General features: G+C 44.0%; 15 protein-coding genes. 5 read left to right on the top strand and 10 right to left on the bottom strand.

Annotated features, from left to right (window positions below; genetic code table 11):
- Positions 1–165 precede the first annotated feature (165 nt).
- On the bottom strand, positions 166–1524 hold the full coding sequence (glmU, locus tag AVL57_RS18825) for a bifunctional UDP-N-acetylglucosamine diphosphorylase/glucosamine-1-phosphate N-acetyltransferase GlmU (protein WP_057795380.1): 1359 nt from the start codon (positions 1522–1524) through the stop codon (positions 166–168).
- Positions 1525–1722: 198 nt separating this feature from the next.
- Between glmU and AVL57_RS18830 the strand changes: the two genes are divergently transcribed.
- Positions 1723–3144: a sensor domain-containing diguanylate cyclase gene (locus AVL57_RS18830; RefSeq protein ID WP_057795378.1), complete on the top strand. Its 1422-nt coding sequence runs from the start codon at positions 1723–1725 to the stop codon at positions 3142–3144.
- A gap of 154 nt (positions 3145–3298) precedes the next feature.
- Here AVL57_RS18830 and AVL57_RS18835 read toward each other — a convergent pair whose 3' ends face one another.
- From AVL57_RS18835 to AVL57_RS18845, 3 genes are read right to left on the bottom strand one after another with little or no spacing between them, the layout of a single operon-like run.
- On the bottom strand, positions 3299–4189 hold the full coding sequence (locus AVL57_RS18835; protein WP_057795376.1) for a DMT family transporter: 891 nt from the start codon (positions 4187–4189) through the stop codon (positions 3299–3301).
- Positions 4180–4665, bottom strand: a complete 486-nt coding sequence (locus AVL57_RS18840; RefSeq protein ID WP_057795374.1) for a methylated-DNA--[protein]-cysteine S-methyltransferase — start codon at positions 4663–4665, stop codon at positions 4180–4182. The genes AVL57_RS18835 and AVL57_RS18840 overlap by 10 nt, the downstream gene beginning before the upstream one ends.
- 38 nt (positions 4666–4703) lie before the next feature.
- Positions 4704–6116: a DNA-3-methyladenine glycosylase 2 family protein gene (locus AVL57_RS18845; protein WP_057795372.1), complete on the bottom strand. Its 1413-nt coding sequence runs from the start codon at positions 6114–6116 to the stop codon at positions 4704–4706.
- Positions 6117–6322: 206 nt separating this feature from the next.
- Here AVL57_RS18845 and AVL57_RS18850 point away from each other — a divergent pair, with 206 nt between their 5' ends.
- Positions 6323–7471: a serine hydrolase domain-containing protein gene (locus AVL57_RS18850; protein WP_057795370.1), complete on the top strand. Its 1149-nt coding sequence runs from the start codon at positions 6323–6325 to the stop codon at positions 7469–7471.
- 76 nt (positions 7472–7547) lie between these two features.
- Here AVL57_RS18850 and speA read toward each other — a convergent pair whose 3' ends face one another.
- From speA to AVL57_RS18875, 5 genes are all read right to left on the bottom strand, one after another.
- Positions 7548–9458, bottom strand: coding sequence for a biosynthetic arginine decarboxylase (gene speA / locus AVL57_RS18855; RefSeq protein WP_057795368.1), 1911 nt, complete (start codon positions 9456–9458; stop codon positions 7548–7550).
- A gap of 115 nt (positions 9459–9573) precedes the next feature.
- Positions 9574–10008: a hypothetical protein gene (locus AVL57_RS18860; protein ID WP_057795366.1), complete on the bottom strand. Its 435-nt coding sequence runs from the start codon at positions 10006–10008 to the stop codon at positions 9574–9576.
- A 246-nt stretch (positions 10009–10254) separates the two neighbouring features.
- On the bottom strand, positions 10255–11643 hold the full coding sequence (locus AVL57_RS18865; protein ID WP_082605075.1) for an NAD(P)(+) transhydrogenase (Re/Si-specific) subunit beta: 1389 nt from the start codon (positions 11641–11643) through the stop codon (positions 10255–10257).
- Positions 11644–11654: 11 nt separating this feature from the next.
- On the bottom strand, positions 11655–11939 hold the full coding sequence (locus AVL57_RS18870; RefSeq protein ID WP_013786518.1) for an NAD(P) transhydrogenase subunit alpha part 2: 285 nt from the start codon (positions 11937–11939) through the stop codon (positions 11655–11657).
- A gap of 2 nt (positions 11940–11941) precedes the next feature.
- Positions 11942–13099, bottom strand: coding sequence for an NAD(P) transhydrogenase subunit alpha (locus AVL57_RS18875; RefSeq protein WP_057795363.1), 1158 nt, complete (start codon positions 13097–13099; stop codon positions 11942–11944).
- Between the two features lie 443 nt (positions 13100–13542).
- On the opposite strand from AVL57_RS18875, the gene AVL57_RS21225 reads away from it, so the two are divergent.
- Positions 13543–13719: a DUF6435 family protein gene (locus AVL57_RS21225; protein WP_138118173.1), complete on the top strand. Its 177-nt coding sequence runs from the start codon at positions 13543–13545 to the stop codon at positions 13717–13719.
- Positions 13720–13828: 109 nt separating this feature from the next.
- Positions 13829–14527, top strand: coding sequence for a hypothetical protein (locus AVL57_RS18880; protein ID WP_057795361.1), 699 nt, complete (start codon positions 13829–13831; stop codon positions 14525–14527).
- 52 nt (positions 14528–14579) lie between these two features.
- Here the strand turns inward: AVL57_RS18880 and ppiC are convergent, their stop codons facing one another.
- Entirely contained in the window at positions 14580–14858 is a 279-nt protein-coding gene (gene ppiC, locus AVL57_RS18885; RefSeq protein WP_013786522.1) for a peptidylprolyl isomerase PpiC, read from the bottom strand.
- A 370-nt stretch (positions 14859–15228) separates the two neighbouring features.
- On the opposite strand from ppiC, the gene AVL57_RS21230 reads away from it, so the two are divergent.
- Complete coding sequence (locus AVL57_RS21230) at positions 15229–15417, top strand: hypothetical protein (protein ID WP_138118175.1); 189 nt, start codon at positions 15229–15231, stop codon at positions 15415–15417.
- Positions 15418–15424 lie beyond the last annotated feature (7 nt).

Here is a 15424-nt window from a genome sequence, read left to right on the forward strand (position 1 = left end):
ATTTACAAAGTGAAAGAAATGTAAGCTATTCGCGGCTATTTCGCAAGTTTTTCGTACAATTTTTACTAGTAAGCTATCAACGTATAAACCGGTAGGCACAAAAAAGGACAACCTTGGTTGTCCTTTCATTTAGCACTAAACCGCGCTAAAGCTATTACATGCTAGTTATTTTTTTGTCGGGCGAGGCCAGTTCGCAATATTGCGCTGCTTCCCTCGTGCTACTGCTAATGCGGCGCTTTCTACTTCGGTGGTAATGACCGAGCCAGCACCTACCGTAGCATTGTCACCAATGATCACAGGGGCCACTAATGAAGAATTCGAACCTACGAAGGCATTCTGACCTATTACGGTTTTAGATTTATTCACGCCGTCATAGTTACAAGTAATGGTGCCAGCACCAATATTAGCATTAGCGCCCACTTCAGCATCACCGAGGTAAGTAAGGTGATTAACCTTAGCGCCTTCGCCTAGCACGGTTTTCTTCATTTCCACGAAGTTACCCACTTTAGATTTTGCGTGCATAACCGCGCCAGGGCGCAAGCGACCAAATGGCCCTACAGTGCAGCTTTCACCCACTATGGCTTCTTCGATAATAGAATTTGCTTCAATAACCGCGTTATCGGCAATTTCACAATTTTTCAAAACGCAGTTTGGCCCAATAGTCACGTTATTACCTAAAATAACGTTACCTTCTACCACCGCGTTAATATCAATGGTGACGTCTTGCCCCGTGGTTAATGTGCCTCTAAGGTCAAAACGTTGAGGGTCGGCCAGTGCCACACCATTGGTCATTAGTTCGTTTGCTTGGCGAAGCTGCAGTGCGCGCTCAAGATGTGCTAATTGAATGCGGTTATTTACCCCTTCAACCTCAACCACCTCTTGTGGTTGTGCCGATTGAATACGCTTGCCTTCTTTAGCAGCCATTTCAATCACATCAGTAAGATAATACTCACCTTGTGCATTGCTATTACTTAACGCACCCAACCAACGCTTTAAATCGCTTCCGGACATCATCATCATGCCGGTATTGATTTCACAAATTTGCTTTTGTGCATCGGTAGCATCTTTGTGCTCAACAATGGCGGTGATGTTGTCGTCTTTACGAATAATTCGGCCCATTCCTGTAGGGTCGTCTAATTCAACGGTAAGCAAGGCTAAATCACACTCGGCTTTTACTGCTTTTAGTTTCGCCAAGGTTTCTTCGCGAATAAGGGGGGCATCGCCAACTAATACAAGTACATCTTCATCATCGTTAATGTGCGGCGCGGCTTGCTGCACCGCATGACCCGTGCCTAATTGTTCTTCTTGCAAACACCAATTTAAGTTTTCGCCAGTTATTGTGGCCTTTAGCTTGTCGCCTCCATGACCATAAACTAAATGAATACTATCAGCCTCTAAGGCTTGAACGGTGTTGATAATACGCTGCACCATGGGCACTCCGCCCACTTTGTGAAGTACTTTTGGTAACGAAGACTTCATGCGCGTGCCTTTACCTGCGGCTAAAACTACCACTGAAAATGCCATGCTATTCCTTTACGAAAATCGATAATACGAACTTTTGCCTAGTGTATCTAAGGCGTGGTTATATGTCAGCGATTGATTTTTGAGGGCTCATTCTTAAGTCTATATCTGAGTTAAACAGCCTAGTAGTTCATTAAATCAACGGGTATACTTTGTTTTCAACTGAATTGGATTGGAGCAGCAAAGGAGCTTGCGTAGTCAGTGAATACTTTTCGAACACTTCACCGAAGTATATTGGTGCTGTTTGCCGTCGTGGTTTTGGCTATTGTTACCCTGGTACATTTTAGTATTTCTAAAATTGTAGCGGAGCAAAGCAGAGCACAGCAACAGTCATTGTCGCCAGCGGTGTCTCTTATTGTCGAGCAGTTATTAAAGCCTCTTCACACATCTGAAGCGTTAGGCCATTCCACTGAATTAGTTACCTTGATGGAAGGCGACGAGGTTGACGAAGCCGCAATATTTAACACCCTAAACCGACTTGAAAGAGAATTCGGTTTATCTTTTTTTATTGCCAGCGAAAATGCCAAACGCCAATTTAATTCTGATGGTACTACCATCGATTTAATTGAAGGCGAAGTCAGTTGGTATTTTAAATACCGTGACGGACCACAAGATGCGGTGGCAGATATTGGTAAATGGGAAGACACTCATTTTTATATCGACCTGAAGGTTTTTGATGACGATGGCCGATTTTTAGGTTTCTTCGGCGTAGGAAAAAGCTTACGCAGCTTCATTAATGTCTTCGATTCTTATAAAGAGCAGTACGGCTACGATTTTCTTTTTGTCGATGAAAAGGGAGACATCATGCTGTCTTCCGATCCTTCTCTTGTGGCGTCGTATTCTGATTTTACCAATCTTTCAGAGCTACCTTGGTATGCCAGCCTCCCGATTACGGTACAAGACGAGCAAGCCCTTAATAACAAGTTGGTGACTATCGATCAAAAAGACTTTTTGATTGCGGAAGTTAAATTAAACCAGTTTGGATGGACGGTGTTTTTGCTAAGTCCTTTAGAAGACCGGCAAACCGAAATATCGCAAGCCTTTATCTTCAGTGTAGTAACTTTATTGGTAGTGGTTTTCTCGCTCTTTTTGCTTATTTACAACTTACTTTACTATTTCAGACGAGACATGCAGCCCGACTTAATTGTGCGTCATGCTAATCGTTTGCCCGACCGCACTAACCTAGAACTTATCTATCAATCGTTATTAAAAGAACAGCGTTCTATTAGCGTTATTTTAATCAGCGTAGACGACTTTGGGCATATTATTGATGCCCATGGCCGAAATGCAGGCGATGACGTGTTAGATAAAGTGGTGGCGTACCTTTCTGATCACTTACGTGAGCAAGATGTGCTTGGTCGCTGGAGCAGTGAAGAGTTTATTATATTGCTGCCTCAAACAGGGCCGCACGAGGCCTTCGATACTGCACAAAACTTGCGTCATGGTATTGCCACATTAACGCCCTTAAGTGAGTCGCCGCAGCTTCAATTGACTGCCTCTTTTGGGGTATCATTTACTGCTACCACTCGTAGCATGAACGAAGTTACCGCCCATGCAGAAGATGCGCTATATCAGGCGAAAAGAGATGGGCATAATTTAGTGCGTATGCAGCTTATTGAATAATAAGCTGCTGAGCTTTTATTTTTCTATTTGAAATTTAACGGACAGATTTCTATATAACGCTTAGCATCACCACTGTATCAGTCGCTCTTAGCTATTTTTAGCTAAACGGTGGGCGGTGATGCTAACGTCCTTTCGAACCGAGCAAACAAACTTCTTACGCCGTTTTGGCTGCCCGGCTACGTTTTATCATACCTATCACACCGGTAGTGAGTGCCACACCTGTTAATATCATTACCCCACCAATAATGGTTTGTAACGACAAGTGTTCTTGCAAAAACAATACGCCCCAAATAATGCCAAATAATGGCACCATGTAGGCCACTGATATCGCTTTTGCTGGGCCCACATTCGCTATTAGTTTGAAATACAAAATGTAAGCAATAGCAGTACCTAAAATGGCTAGCGCCACGGCATTTAACCATGCGTTAGTACTTGGCATAGTGGCTGGTAATGTACTTAGCGCGAAAGGCGCTAACATAATAGATGCCATTGCTTGGCTTCCAGTAGCCACCACTAAAGGCCGCACGCCTTGCAGCCACCGTTTCATCATGCTGGCCGCAATGCCATAGCAGGTAGTGGCAAGTAAAGCGGTTAGAATAGGCACAAAGCTAATATCACCTTCCCCTAACTTTTGCTGGCTTATAACCGTTACCCCTAAAAACCCAAGCGCTAATCCGGCGATAGCAGTGGGAGTAAGCTTGTCACCCAGCCATAGCCACGCCACTAACGCGCCGAACATTGGTGCAGTCGCGTTTAAAATGGCATTAACCCCAGCTTCTAAATGCAAACTGCTGTAGTTAAATAATACGAAGGGCACAGCAGTATTCGCTAGCCCTACTAATGCAATGGGGAACCAATACCTAAAAATTTGGTTCACGCCACCGGTCAGCATTAAAATAGGTAATAGCACACAGGTAGCAAGCACGGTACGAATGGCTACCAGTACATAAATACCAAACTCTGGTGCCGCCACCCGCATAAAAATAAATGAGCCGCCCCAAATAGACGCTAATAATAATAGTGCAGCAATATCTCTTAAGCCCATAGTACGCCTTGCGCCCCTTCTAATTTCAATAAATATTGCTTACGTTCAAGCCCACCTGCGTATCCCGTTAGGGTTTTATTGCTTCCAATAACTCGGTGACATGGTACCACTATCGCAATAGGGTTGCGCCCATTGGCCATACCCACGGCACGGACCGCTTTAGGATTATTTAGCTTATTGGCAATATCGGCATAACTGGCGGTTTCGCCATAAGGGATATCGCATAAAGCCTTCCATACCGCCTGCTGAAATGCAGTGCCTTTGGTATCAAAAGGTAAGTCGAATTGGGTGAGGCTACCATTAAAATAAGCCGCTAACTGTGCTTTCGCTGTTTCAGTAAGGTCATTACTGTGAACGCCGCCATCAACGTCAGCATTAACGCTATCAACAAAAGTAATGGCACTAATTCCTTTGCTAGTAGCTGCTATTTCAATAAGCCCTTGTGGTGACTCAAGGTAGCTTTTGCATACTGTCATGACTTATTCCTACTGATAAATGTATACCCAAAAACACGTTAACTATTACTCAACTGCCACAATTGTAGTGTTAAGTAGCTTTGCCATGGCGCCGCCTCTTGCGGCAACACCGGATACTTCTCGGCCATTTTTCTTATAATAAGATCGCCAGCCAAATACACATCAGGATCACGTTCACCTCGCATCTTAAGGTAATCTAGTGTCCATTGACCAACGCCTTTGATTGACAATATTTCATCATAAGTAGGCTGGTTACCGTTACAAAATAGCACCGCAAAATTACGAAGTGCATGCCTACGAGCATTTGGCATGCGCAAAAAAGCTAAATCACTGTTTGCCACCGCTTCGGGTTCAGGAAAGCAATAATGTTGGTTTGGCTCAACAGGCTCCTCAGTGACTACCGCCCCTAAATGCTGTGCAAGCAGCCCCGCTTGATTGATTGCCGCTTTTACACTGACTTGTTGCCCTACAATAGCTCTGCATCCACTTTCAAATACGGTCCAGGTACCAGGAAGGCGCAGCCCTTTAGTCAATAGATTTTCAGGCAAGCCCGCTGCTAATAGCGATTTTTCAATTAACTCTGGGGCGGCATGTAAATCGAGCAGCTGCTTTATTTGTTCAACCGTTTTGTACACGTAAGCTAAATTTGGCAAACGCATTTTTACATCGAAGCCATTTGCGCGCTCGTTGAAAGTCGCACTGATAAATCCCGATTCGCCTTTAACACTGATATATCGGCTATAGGTATTTTCGAACACCATTTCTACGCCCCGAATAGCCCGCAGGGCAAGAAAATCTCTGACTTGCGGCCAATGGTAAGGGGGCCTGAAGTGTAACCTAAGGGATATTTCAGGTAGTGCAGAATGGCGTTTACTTCGTAATTCGGTAGGCGTTTTTTTACAATAAGTTTGCACTGCCCGCTGAAGCTGCCTTGTAGAGGCGTACCCCGCGCTAAAAGCAATATCAGTAAGCGTCATGGTGGACTGCTGGAGCAGCTGCTTTGCAAATAACACCCGTTGCAAATCTTGATATTGTTTAGGAGACAACCCCGTATGCGACACCATGAGTTTATTTAAGTAACGCTCACTTATACCCAATCGGCTTGAAATGGTGGATATAGACTGCACGGGTATATCACTTAATAGCGTTAGCGCTCTTGTCACTGTTGTGCCTACACCTAACCATGCAAAAGAAGACGGGGCGCTATCTGGCCTGCATCGTAAACAGGGACGAAAGCCATCACTCATGGCTTTAGCAGCATGGTTATAGTAGGCCACGTTCTTTTCATCAGGCAATTTGGCAGGGCAAATTGGCCGGCAAAATATACCCGTGGTTTTCACCGCCACAAAAAAGCGGCCATCAAAACGGGCATCTCTACTTACCCTAGCTTTAGCGTAAGTATCGCGGTGCTCATTGTCTACATGCGCTGAATCTTTTATGTCCATGTTCATACTATCGCTCGGGTTGATGTGCGGGTTTAAACCGTCACTGCGCTATTACGATTCAATTGTATCCTGTTCCCCTGGTAAGGGTGCGACAAAATCGGAACTGACAGTAAAATATCAGTAGAGTTGATAATCGCCACTAGCAACCGCATAATGGCTTAAAAATAATAGTGCCTGCCACCTTTGGGGTGCGCCCTTACTGAGCCCAATTCATGTTGCAAACCACGCGCAATTTAGTACCGCGCCTGATTAGAATTAGCCTATTCTTTTTCACGCTTATCGTGACATTTCCCGCATTAAGCGCCGATTGGCTTTCTGATTACGCCAACTATGTGCAGCGCGAAGCCGCAAAATATAATGTGCCCGGCTATACCTTTGTTTATTACGAGCAAGGCAAGACACCACAAGTATATGTTTATGGCAGAACTCACAAAGGTGGAAAGCGCATTACTGAAGACACGGTCTTTCGCCTAGCCTCGGTATCAAAAACTTTCACCGCCCTACTTTCTGCCAAACTGGTTGAGCAACAGCGCTTACATTGGGATACCCCCATTTCTACCCTATTACCTGACATACCTTTCAATGTAGAAGGTATGGAAACATTGCAGCTTCAGCATATTGTGGGGCAATCTAGCGGCTTTATGCCCAATGCCTACGACAACTTAATTGAAGCTGATTATTCATTGCAGCGGGTGTTAACCTCATTGAGTGAGCTCGACCCATTATGCATACCTGGCGAGTGCTACACCTACCAAAATGCGCTGTTTGGGGCGCTCGAGTATTATCTAACGAACAACTACTCATCTTATTCTCGGGAAGTACAAACACAGCTCTTTACTCCGCTGGGCATGAATACAGCAAGCGTAGGAAAAGGCGGATTGCTTGCGTCTGCTTCATGGGCGCGCCCACATATTGCTATTGCCAGAGACAGATGGCGTGAAGGCGCAGTTGAAAGCAACTACTACCGTTTTTCACCCGCTGCGGGTGTAAACGCCAGCATAACTGATATGACTATTTACTTGCAGGCTTTGCTCGGCGAATTCCCTACGGTGATCTCACCTGACATGATTGATGAAGTCACTACACCACGAGTTAAAACCCAGCGGGAAACGAGACGCAGGGGTTGGCGTGGCATGCTAAAAGACGCCCATTATGGACTAGGCTGGCGAGTTTATAATTTTGACGGCAAGCGTATTAACTATCATGGTGGTTGGGTAAAAGGGTATCGTGCCGATGTGGCATTTGCGCCGGATTATAAAACCGGATATGTGATGCTAATGAATGCCGAGTCGAACATGATTAATTCCACTACGGCTGAGTTTTGGAAGCGGTATTTTAAGCAGGCTGAAGCTAAAGATTAGAATGACGCTTAAAACCCATTTTCTATTACGGGTTAAAAGCGCCATCATGCGTAAGGTTTACGTTAAAGCGCCTAAGTTACGGCTTTAAATAGGTATAGCCGCTTAAACAATTTTCGTAAAAATCAGTCCAGCGCACACCTTCTTTCGGGTTAATTTTTCCACCTGACACTTGTCTGTCGATAAGACGTTTCACATCAGATGCCATCGCACGTGGGTTGTATTGCATAATATTTAGCACGTCTTCCACTGAAGAACCTTTTACCACTTCTTCAATGTAAAAGTCTTCTGGATCGTCATCGTAACTAAAGATATGAACTTCATTCAAACGACCAAACAAGTTGTGCATGTCGCCCATTACATCCTGATACGCGCCAGTTAAAAACAAACCGATGTAATAAGGCTCATCTTTCTTAAGTGGGTGCATCGGCAATACATCGGTAATTTCACGGCCAATCGAAAACTGGTCAATCTTACCGTCACTGTCACAAGTAATATCTACCAATGAGCAGTTTACCGTAGGCTTTTCGTTCATTCGCGTAAGTGGCACTACTGGAAGTAATTGGTCGATAGCCCATGTATCAGCGGCAGACTGAAATACCGAGAAGTTACACAAGTATTGCGACGACAAGCTGTAATCTAATTCTTGCAGTTCTTCCGGTACATATTCTTCTTTGCGATACCATACTTGCAAACGCGCCATGATATCCCAGTAAAGGGTTTCAATTTTTGCCAATTCTTCCAATGACAATACGCGCAACTTAAAAGCACCGAGCGCCTGTTCTTTATATTGCGATGCATCGTTATACACTTCGTGCATATTGGTTTGATTTTCGAAATCGTCTGACAACTCACGCATATTTTTTAGAAATACATGTTCGTTTTCATTTTCAGATGTATCGATTTGTGCCGCATTCGACTTAATTTCGCCTACAATTTCTGTCACTACACAACTGTGGTGTGCGGTAATAGCTCGGCCACTTTCACTCACTAAATTAGGATGCGGAACGCCTTCTAGGTCGCACATCTCTTTCATGCCGTAAACCACGTCGGCGACGTATTCTTGCATGCTGTAGTTGCGTGAAGACTCGTTAGTAGAATTGCTACCATCGTAATCAATACCTAAGCCGCCACCTACATCAACATAATCTAGCGGGAAGCCCATTTTATGTAAATCGGCATAAATACGCGCGCCTTCGGTCATCGCTTCTTTTACCGCACGAATATCGGTTAGCTGACTACCAATGTGGAAATGCAGTAGCTTAAGGCAATGAGACATGCCTTGTTCTTCAAGATAACGGGCAGTTTTAATAATTTCCGTAATGGTGAGCCCAAATTTGGCTCGTTCGCCACCAGAGCTTTCCCATTTACCACGGCCTTTTACCGTCATTTTAGCGCGCACGCCGATAATAGGGTCTATTTTCAGTTCTTTAGACACTTTTACCAACAGCAGTAGCTCACTGTACTTTTCAACCACCACTACTATTTTGCGACCAAGCTTTCGACCTAATAATGCTAGGCGCATAAACTCGTCGTCTTTATAACCGTTTAGGATGGTCAGAGAATCTTCGTTGGTGTTCATGGCCAGTACGGTAAGCAGTTCAGCTTTTGAGCCCGCTTCTAAACCATAGTTAAAAGGTGCACCTGCCTCTACAATTTCTTCTACCACTTCACGCATCTGGTTTACTTTTACCGGATACACACCTTGGTAAAGGCCTTTGTATTCAGCTTCTTCAATAGAGCTGCGAAATGCTTTGTTCAAACTAGCGACTTGAGAGCGCAGAATATCGTGAAAACGAACCACTACAGGGAATTGAACCCCTTCTTTTCGAATCTCTTCGACAACCGATTTAAAATCGATACGAATACTGGGATCATCAGGAACTGGAGTCACATGCACGTTACCATTTTCACCAACTTGAAAATAGCCGCCACCCCATTGAGACACGCCATAGACGCGCTCTGCTTCTTCAATGCTCCAATCTGACAATGTAGTCACCTTTTTAAAACTATGCTGAACGCTGTGGTTCAGAAATTAATGCGAAATAGGGCGGTATTATAGACAACGTATAGTGTGGCGCTACGTAAAATATCGATTGTCTCGACTAATTTTGTTTATCGACAGCACTCGCCGCAACCCAATCCTGAACATAGGCCTTAGTTTCAATATCAAACACCAAGTCTACCCGTGACATAAACGAATCATGGTCTTTGGTACGGTGCAATGTGAAGTTTTGCTCATTAAAGAATTTTGCGGCTATGTGGTCGGCTACCGTTTCGCCATCTTCAAGCCATGTTTCACTAAGTTGATTGCGCCTATCTAATTGTATGGGTGCTTTCATTTTCGCAAAAGACACTGAATTAGGCACTTCCCACGTACGCATATCTACGATGATATGAAAGGCTTTTCCTCGCCTCGCTTTAAGTGTGTCACCAAAAGCTGCTAGATATTGAATGTTGGTATTCATATCCCAACGCCCGCGCAGTGTTACCAAAATAAGATCTTGAAACACTTCAATGTGATAATGCTGTTTTGACATCTGACTAACTGCAATCCCTTTCAATAGCTCGACTAAAGTAGCATGTGCAATGGTAAAGGTGATTATTGTCGTTGTACAAGAAATGTCTCATCTTTTTCGCTGAAAAAAATGGTGCTTACTGGCAGGTAAATTTAGTGGAAAAAAATAAACTAAATAAAAAAGAAACAAAAGCTTATATGTAGCATCTATCACTGAGAGCATAAACAGTAGCAGGCATTTTCATACCTGCCACTGATATTTTATACCTTAATCGTCACCAAACTCTCTCACGATGCTGTTAATGGTTTCTTTTGCATCGCCCAATACCATACGGGTATTATCTTTAAAGAAGAGCGGGTTATCTACACCAGCAAAACCAGCATTTGCAGAACGCTTAAGCACAAACACGGTTTTAGCCCGATACGCTTCAATAACCGGCATACCGTAAATGGGGCTACCTTTCATTTCTTTCGCGGCAGGGTTAACCACATCGTTAGCCCCAATAACAATAACCACGTCGTAGTTTTCCATACGCGGATTAACGTCATCCATTTCGTACAATTGGTCATACGGAACATCGGCTTCGGCGAGTAGAACATTCATGTGGCCCGGCATACGCCCTGCTACCGCGTGAATGGCGTAATCTACCGTGCATCCGTTCTCTTCCAATAATGACTGCATTTCACGAACTGCATGCTGTGCTTGCGCTACCGCCATACCGTAACCTGGAACAACCAATACTGACTGTGCCGCTTCTAATACATAAAATGCATCTTGGGCAGACAAAATCTTAATTTCGCCTTCAATTTTTTCACCCGCTTCTACAGGCTTCGAAAACCCAGATAACAACACGTTCATTAACGAGCGGTTCATCGCCTTACACATTATGTTAGTGAGAATAAGGCCTGATGCGCCCACCAATAGACCAGTAACAATCAAAATCGTGTTGCCGGTTGCTAAGCCTGCCGCCGTAGCTGCTACCCCTGAATAACTATTCAATAAGGCAATAACCACTGGCATGTCAGCGCCACCAATAGAGATAGTTGCCCACAGGCCGAAGCTTAGCGCCAGCGCAATAGCGCAATACAGCCACAGGGTATTTTGAGGTTCTGTGGTAAAAAAGTACCCTACAACCAGCATAGCAATAAGATGCAGTACGCTAAGCTCGCGAAGACCGGTGAAAATAACGGCTTTAGATGACATTTTGCCTGACAACTTACCCCACGCTACCACGGAGCCAGAGAAAGTAACGCCCCCCACTAAAATAGTGAAGAACAAGGTAATGTACGTAAAAGCAGTAGCGGTTTGAAGTGCAACCATGCTCATGCCAGACAACGTAGCCCAACCAAGCAATAATGAGGCTGCACCACCAAATCCGTTAAACAACGAGACCATTTCTGGCATGGCTGTCATTTCAACCGACTTGGCCTTCCAAGCACCAAAGGCACCACCAATCACAACGCCTAATATAATCCATTGGTAAGTGATAATTTGCTGGTCGAGCAATGTCACTACCACGGCAATCAACATACCTACAGCAGAAACAAAGTTACCTCGTTTTGCTGTATCTGGATGGCTAAGTAATTTTAGACCTAAAATAAATAACGCTGCGGCTACAACGTACGCAAGATTGATTATGGTTTGGATATCATTCACTTGCATACTCCTTATTTTTTATCTTTCTTTTTGAACATGCTAAGCATGCGATCGGTTACCAAGTAACCACCTACAACGTTTATGCTGGCAAGCGCCACAGCTGCGGTGCCTAATACTGTGGTCAACACATTGTTGTCGCCACCAGACGCGGCCAATGCGCCCACTAACGTAATACCTGAAATAGCATTAGAGCCCGACATTAATGGCGTGTGTAAAGTCGCTGGTACTTTGCGAATTAACTCAAACCCTAGAAAACCAGCAAGCAGCACAATAAACAGTAAATAGATAATCTCCATGATTACGCTCCTTTGTAGGCGTTGGTTAACATTTCGTTGGTAATTGCGCCGTCATGAGCAATAACACAGCCTTTTAAAATATCGTCTTCTAAATTCAAACCAAAAGTGTTGCTTTCGGTGTTGTAAAATTCATCTACTAAGTTATAAATATTGTTCGCGTACATATCGGTGGCTGCGCGGGCAACCGCTTGGCTCCAGTTACCTGTGCCTATCACTGTTACGCCATTCACTTTTGCTACTTCACCCGCCACCGAACCTTCAACGTTACCGCCAGATTGGGCCGCCATATCAACTACCACACTACCTGGCTTCATTAGTGCCAAGGTATCTTTGCTAATTAACACCGGTGGTTTACGACCAAATAGCTGTGCCGTGGTAATAACAATATCTGAATCAGCAATAGCATCACGCTGCGCGTCTTGCTGCTTGGCTTTTTGTTCATCGGTGAGTTCTTTGGCGTAGCCGTCTTTAGTTTGACCGGTTTCACCAATATCAATTTTAAGAAACTTGCCGCCCAAAGATTCCACTTGTTCTGCTACCACTGGGCGAGTGTCGTAAGCCAACACATTTGCGCCTAAGCGTTTTGCAGTCGCTATGGCTTGCAAGCCAGCCACACCGGCACCAATAATAAACACCTTAGCGGGCTTTATTGTGCCCGACGGCGTCATCATCATAGGTAATATAGAAGGTAGGTAGTTCGCCGCTTGCATCACCATCACATAACCAGCAAGGCTCGCTTGTGAACTTAGCGCGTCCATTTTTTGGGCTCGAGATGAGCGAGGGATCATTTCAACTGAAATAGCCGTTAAGCCTTTGTTTGCTATTGACTCAACCAGCGGTTGCTCAAAGAAAGGGTCAAGATGGCCAACCACAATGGCCCCTTTTTTCATCACCGACAGTTGGGATCCAGCCGGCTTGTTTACGCTTACAAGCATATCGGCTGTTGATAATGCACTATTCACATCATCAATAATAATTCCACCTACATCCACATATTCTTTATCGGCATATCCCGATAATAAACCCGCCCCACTTTCTATGTGAAGCTCAGCCCCTTTTTTAACCAAGCGTTGCACGCTTGATGGGGTTACTGCACAGCGCTTCTCCACATTTGATAGTGGCATCGGTATTTTCGATTCGTTTAATACTATGATTTTCACACGCTTCTCCTCACGTCCAGGCTCCACGAGAATGACATCCTTTATAGATGAACAAGCCATTTTATTCACTTATGCTTAACATGCCTTTTGGAAATCAAAACTATTTTCATCCCTCATTTACGCTAAAACATTATTCTAAAAAGCCATAAATGTTGCATCAATCGATGGCCACTTTTATGACTCAGCAAAGGAACTTACGGCATTTGCACATACTCAACTAGTATTATTTAGCTACGAGTCATAACTAGAATTTATATAGGATTGGCATAGCGGGAATTAATACAGTTTGGCTAGAGTATTAATTTTATGAATTAACAAGTATTGAATTTAGTATTAGTAGGCAGTGGAGCTAGATTTTCATTACAAATATTTAAAACATGCCACGTGATCGCGCTACACTCAGCTAATGTAACAACCCTATTCGTTTATAAAGAGAAGCTCCTATGTTCGGCATGTTTAAATCGAGTCCAACTAAGAAGATGCGAAAGCAGTACGATACTTTACTAGAAAAAGCCATGCTGGCACAACGCAACGGTGATATGAAAAGCTACGCTAAAATAACCGAAGAGTCGGAAACCTTATGGAGTGAAATACAAGCTATAGAGAAAGGCGCCAAATAAAAATAGGTTCGCTATCGACCGTGCTCTCTTACAGGTTACAATAGCCACATTATTTTACGGTATTGCATAGTGCGATTTGTGTGATGCCTAGCTGTTGCGGATTTGTGTTATGAGTAAGTGTTTTCTTTTTTGTTTAGCAACTATGGTTAGCCTAGCAATGTTCCAGCCTTCTGCGCATGCAATGAATGCTGGACGTTACTACTATTTCATTTCTGATAGTTGCATACCTAAAGGCCCACAAACCCCGGAAGAGCGCGGTGTTGCTACCCCTGATGTAATGCTTTTTGAGGTGCTACCCGCCGGCATCAGCGATTACATGATAAACATGAATACCGCAGCCTTGATTAACTACAATGAAGAAGGCCAAGACTACCTGACAGGGCTAGAAGAAGAGCAGGTATACACCGCAGGCCAAGTAGCGCAAAACACAAAGTATACTCAACACGATTTTATGTTGCAGCGCGAAGCCATTGGACTAAAAACGCTAATTAACATTCTTAATGCGTTTTCTCAGCATCAAGCTGACAAAGGCTATTTTTATAAAAAACTGCTCTCAATTACCGACCCCAGTACTCGATTTAAAGCCGTTACCCGAGTGCGCCTTACCGACGTAGCTCAAAATAATAAGATGCAATTAACAGAGTATGCCTCACGCTACTACGTATTAGATAACCAAGGTACAGCGTCTAGCACTCCATTTATTGAAGTAGACCACGGCAAAGCGTTACGTGAAGATATTCATAGCACTAACAGCCCTTACCGTATATATACCAAACATGGCGTTTGCGGCGAGCGCTGGGTGCCGTAACGTAGGATGTGAGTAGTTGGGTTTAGTTGCGATACTCCTGATTGCTATAAGCCTAGTTTCGATAAAGGGTTTTTATTAAATGGTAGCCAAAGCGGGTTTTAACTGGCCCGTGTACCTTTAACACTTCTTTTTTAAACACCACATCATCGAATGCTTTTACCATTTGGCCACGGCGGAACTCACCTAAATCGCCGCCTTTCTTCCCCGAAGGACAAGTAGAATGGCGCTTTGCTAAGGTACTAAAATCTTTACCTTTTTTAAGCTGCTCTAATATCGCAAAAGCTTCTTTTTCAGTTTTAACCAGAATATGTAACGCGGATGCAGATGCCATGAAGATGCCTATTATTTAATTGCTATACGGCGCAAGTATACCGCATTCGCTACCTTGCGTTTGCACGAGCTAAAAAGATACTTCTATAGATTAATAATCGCGCTTCACGCTGCCATGTAACCTCATTGGGCAAGCAAACTGCCAATACCACGCTAAAATTGTATTAAGGGTATTACTTACGTTAAGGCAAGAGAGGCATTGTGGGCCAACAAATTGTATTGCGATATACCTGTATATGCGCCTAATTGTTTTCCTATTATTTTTCGCTTTGTTTTTTGCGCCTTTAATCGTGCAAGCTGACAAGTGCGGCGCAACAAGCTGCTTAATCACACGCCCCAACCCCAACGGCATTGAAATAAGAATACGCCCCGTGAACCCAGGTTCACATGCCTGTTTCATTCGCTGGGAAAACTACCAATATATCGAGACCATTAACCTAGAATCTAAGCCTTACCTTTTAAAAGATAAATATGATTTAAGCGGCGTGAGATGGCGCTGCGACGATGCCAACACCTGCCCAAATTGGATGAAATACGCCGGTTTGTGTCTTAGTAAATAAGCAGCCT

Source organism: Alteromonas stellipolaris (genome assembly GCF_001562115.1).
Lineage (GTDB): Bacteria > Pseudomonadota > Gammaproteobacteria > Enterobacterales > Alteromonadaceae > Alteromonas > Alteromonas stellipolaris.

What these genes read in the sequence shown, in the direction of transcription:
- AVL57_RS18860 (WP_057795366.1), bottom strand. Translation starts at nt 10,008, where the DNA reads ATGTCAAAACAGCATTATCACATTGAAGTGTTTCAAGATCTTATTTTG.
- AVL57_RS18835 (WP_057795376.1), bottom strand. Translation starts at nt 4,189, where the DNA reads ATGGGCTTAAGAGATATTGCTGCACTATTATTATTAGCGTCTATTTGG.
- AVL57_RS18840 (WP_057795374.1), bottom strand. Translation starts at nt 4,665, where the DNA reads ATGACAGTATGCAAAAGCTACCTTGAGTCACCACAAGGGCTTATTGAA.
- glmU (WP_057795380.1), bottom strand. Translation starts at nt 1,524, where the DNA reads ATGGCATTTTCAGTGGTAGTTTTAGCCGCAGGTAAAGGCACGCGCATG.
- AVL57_RS18870 (WP_013786518.1), bottom strand. Translation starts at nt 11,939, where the DNA reads ATGGAGATTATCTATTTACTGTTTATTGTGCTGCTTGCTGGTTTTCTA.
- AVL57_RS18845 (WP_057795372.1), bottom strand. Translation starts at nt 6,116, where the DNA reads ATGAACATGGACATAAAAGATTCAGCGCATGTAGACAATGAGCACCGC.
- AVL57_RS18880 (WP_057795361.1), top strand. Translation starts at nt 13,829, where the DNA reads ATGAGTAAGTGTTTTCTTTTTTGTTTAGCAACTATGGTTAGCCTAGCA.
- AVL57_RS21225 (WP_138118173.1), top strand. Translation starts at nt 13,543, where the DNA reads ATGTTCGGCATGTTTAAATCGAGTCCAACTAAGAAGATGCGAAAGCAG.
- ppiC (WP_013786522.1), bottom strand. Translation starts at nt 14,858, where the DNA reads ATGGCATCTGCATCCGCGTTACATATTCTGGTTAAAACTGAAAAAGAA.
- AVL57_RS18850 (WP_057795370.1), top strand. Translation starts at nt 6,323, where the DNA reads ATGTTGCAAACCACGCGCAATTTAGTACCGCGCCTGATTAGAATTAGC.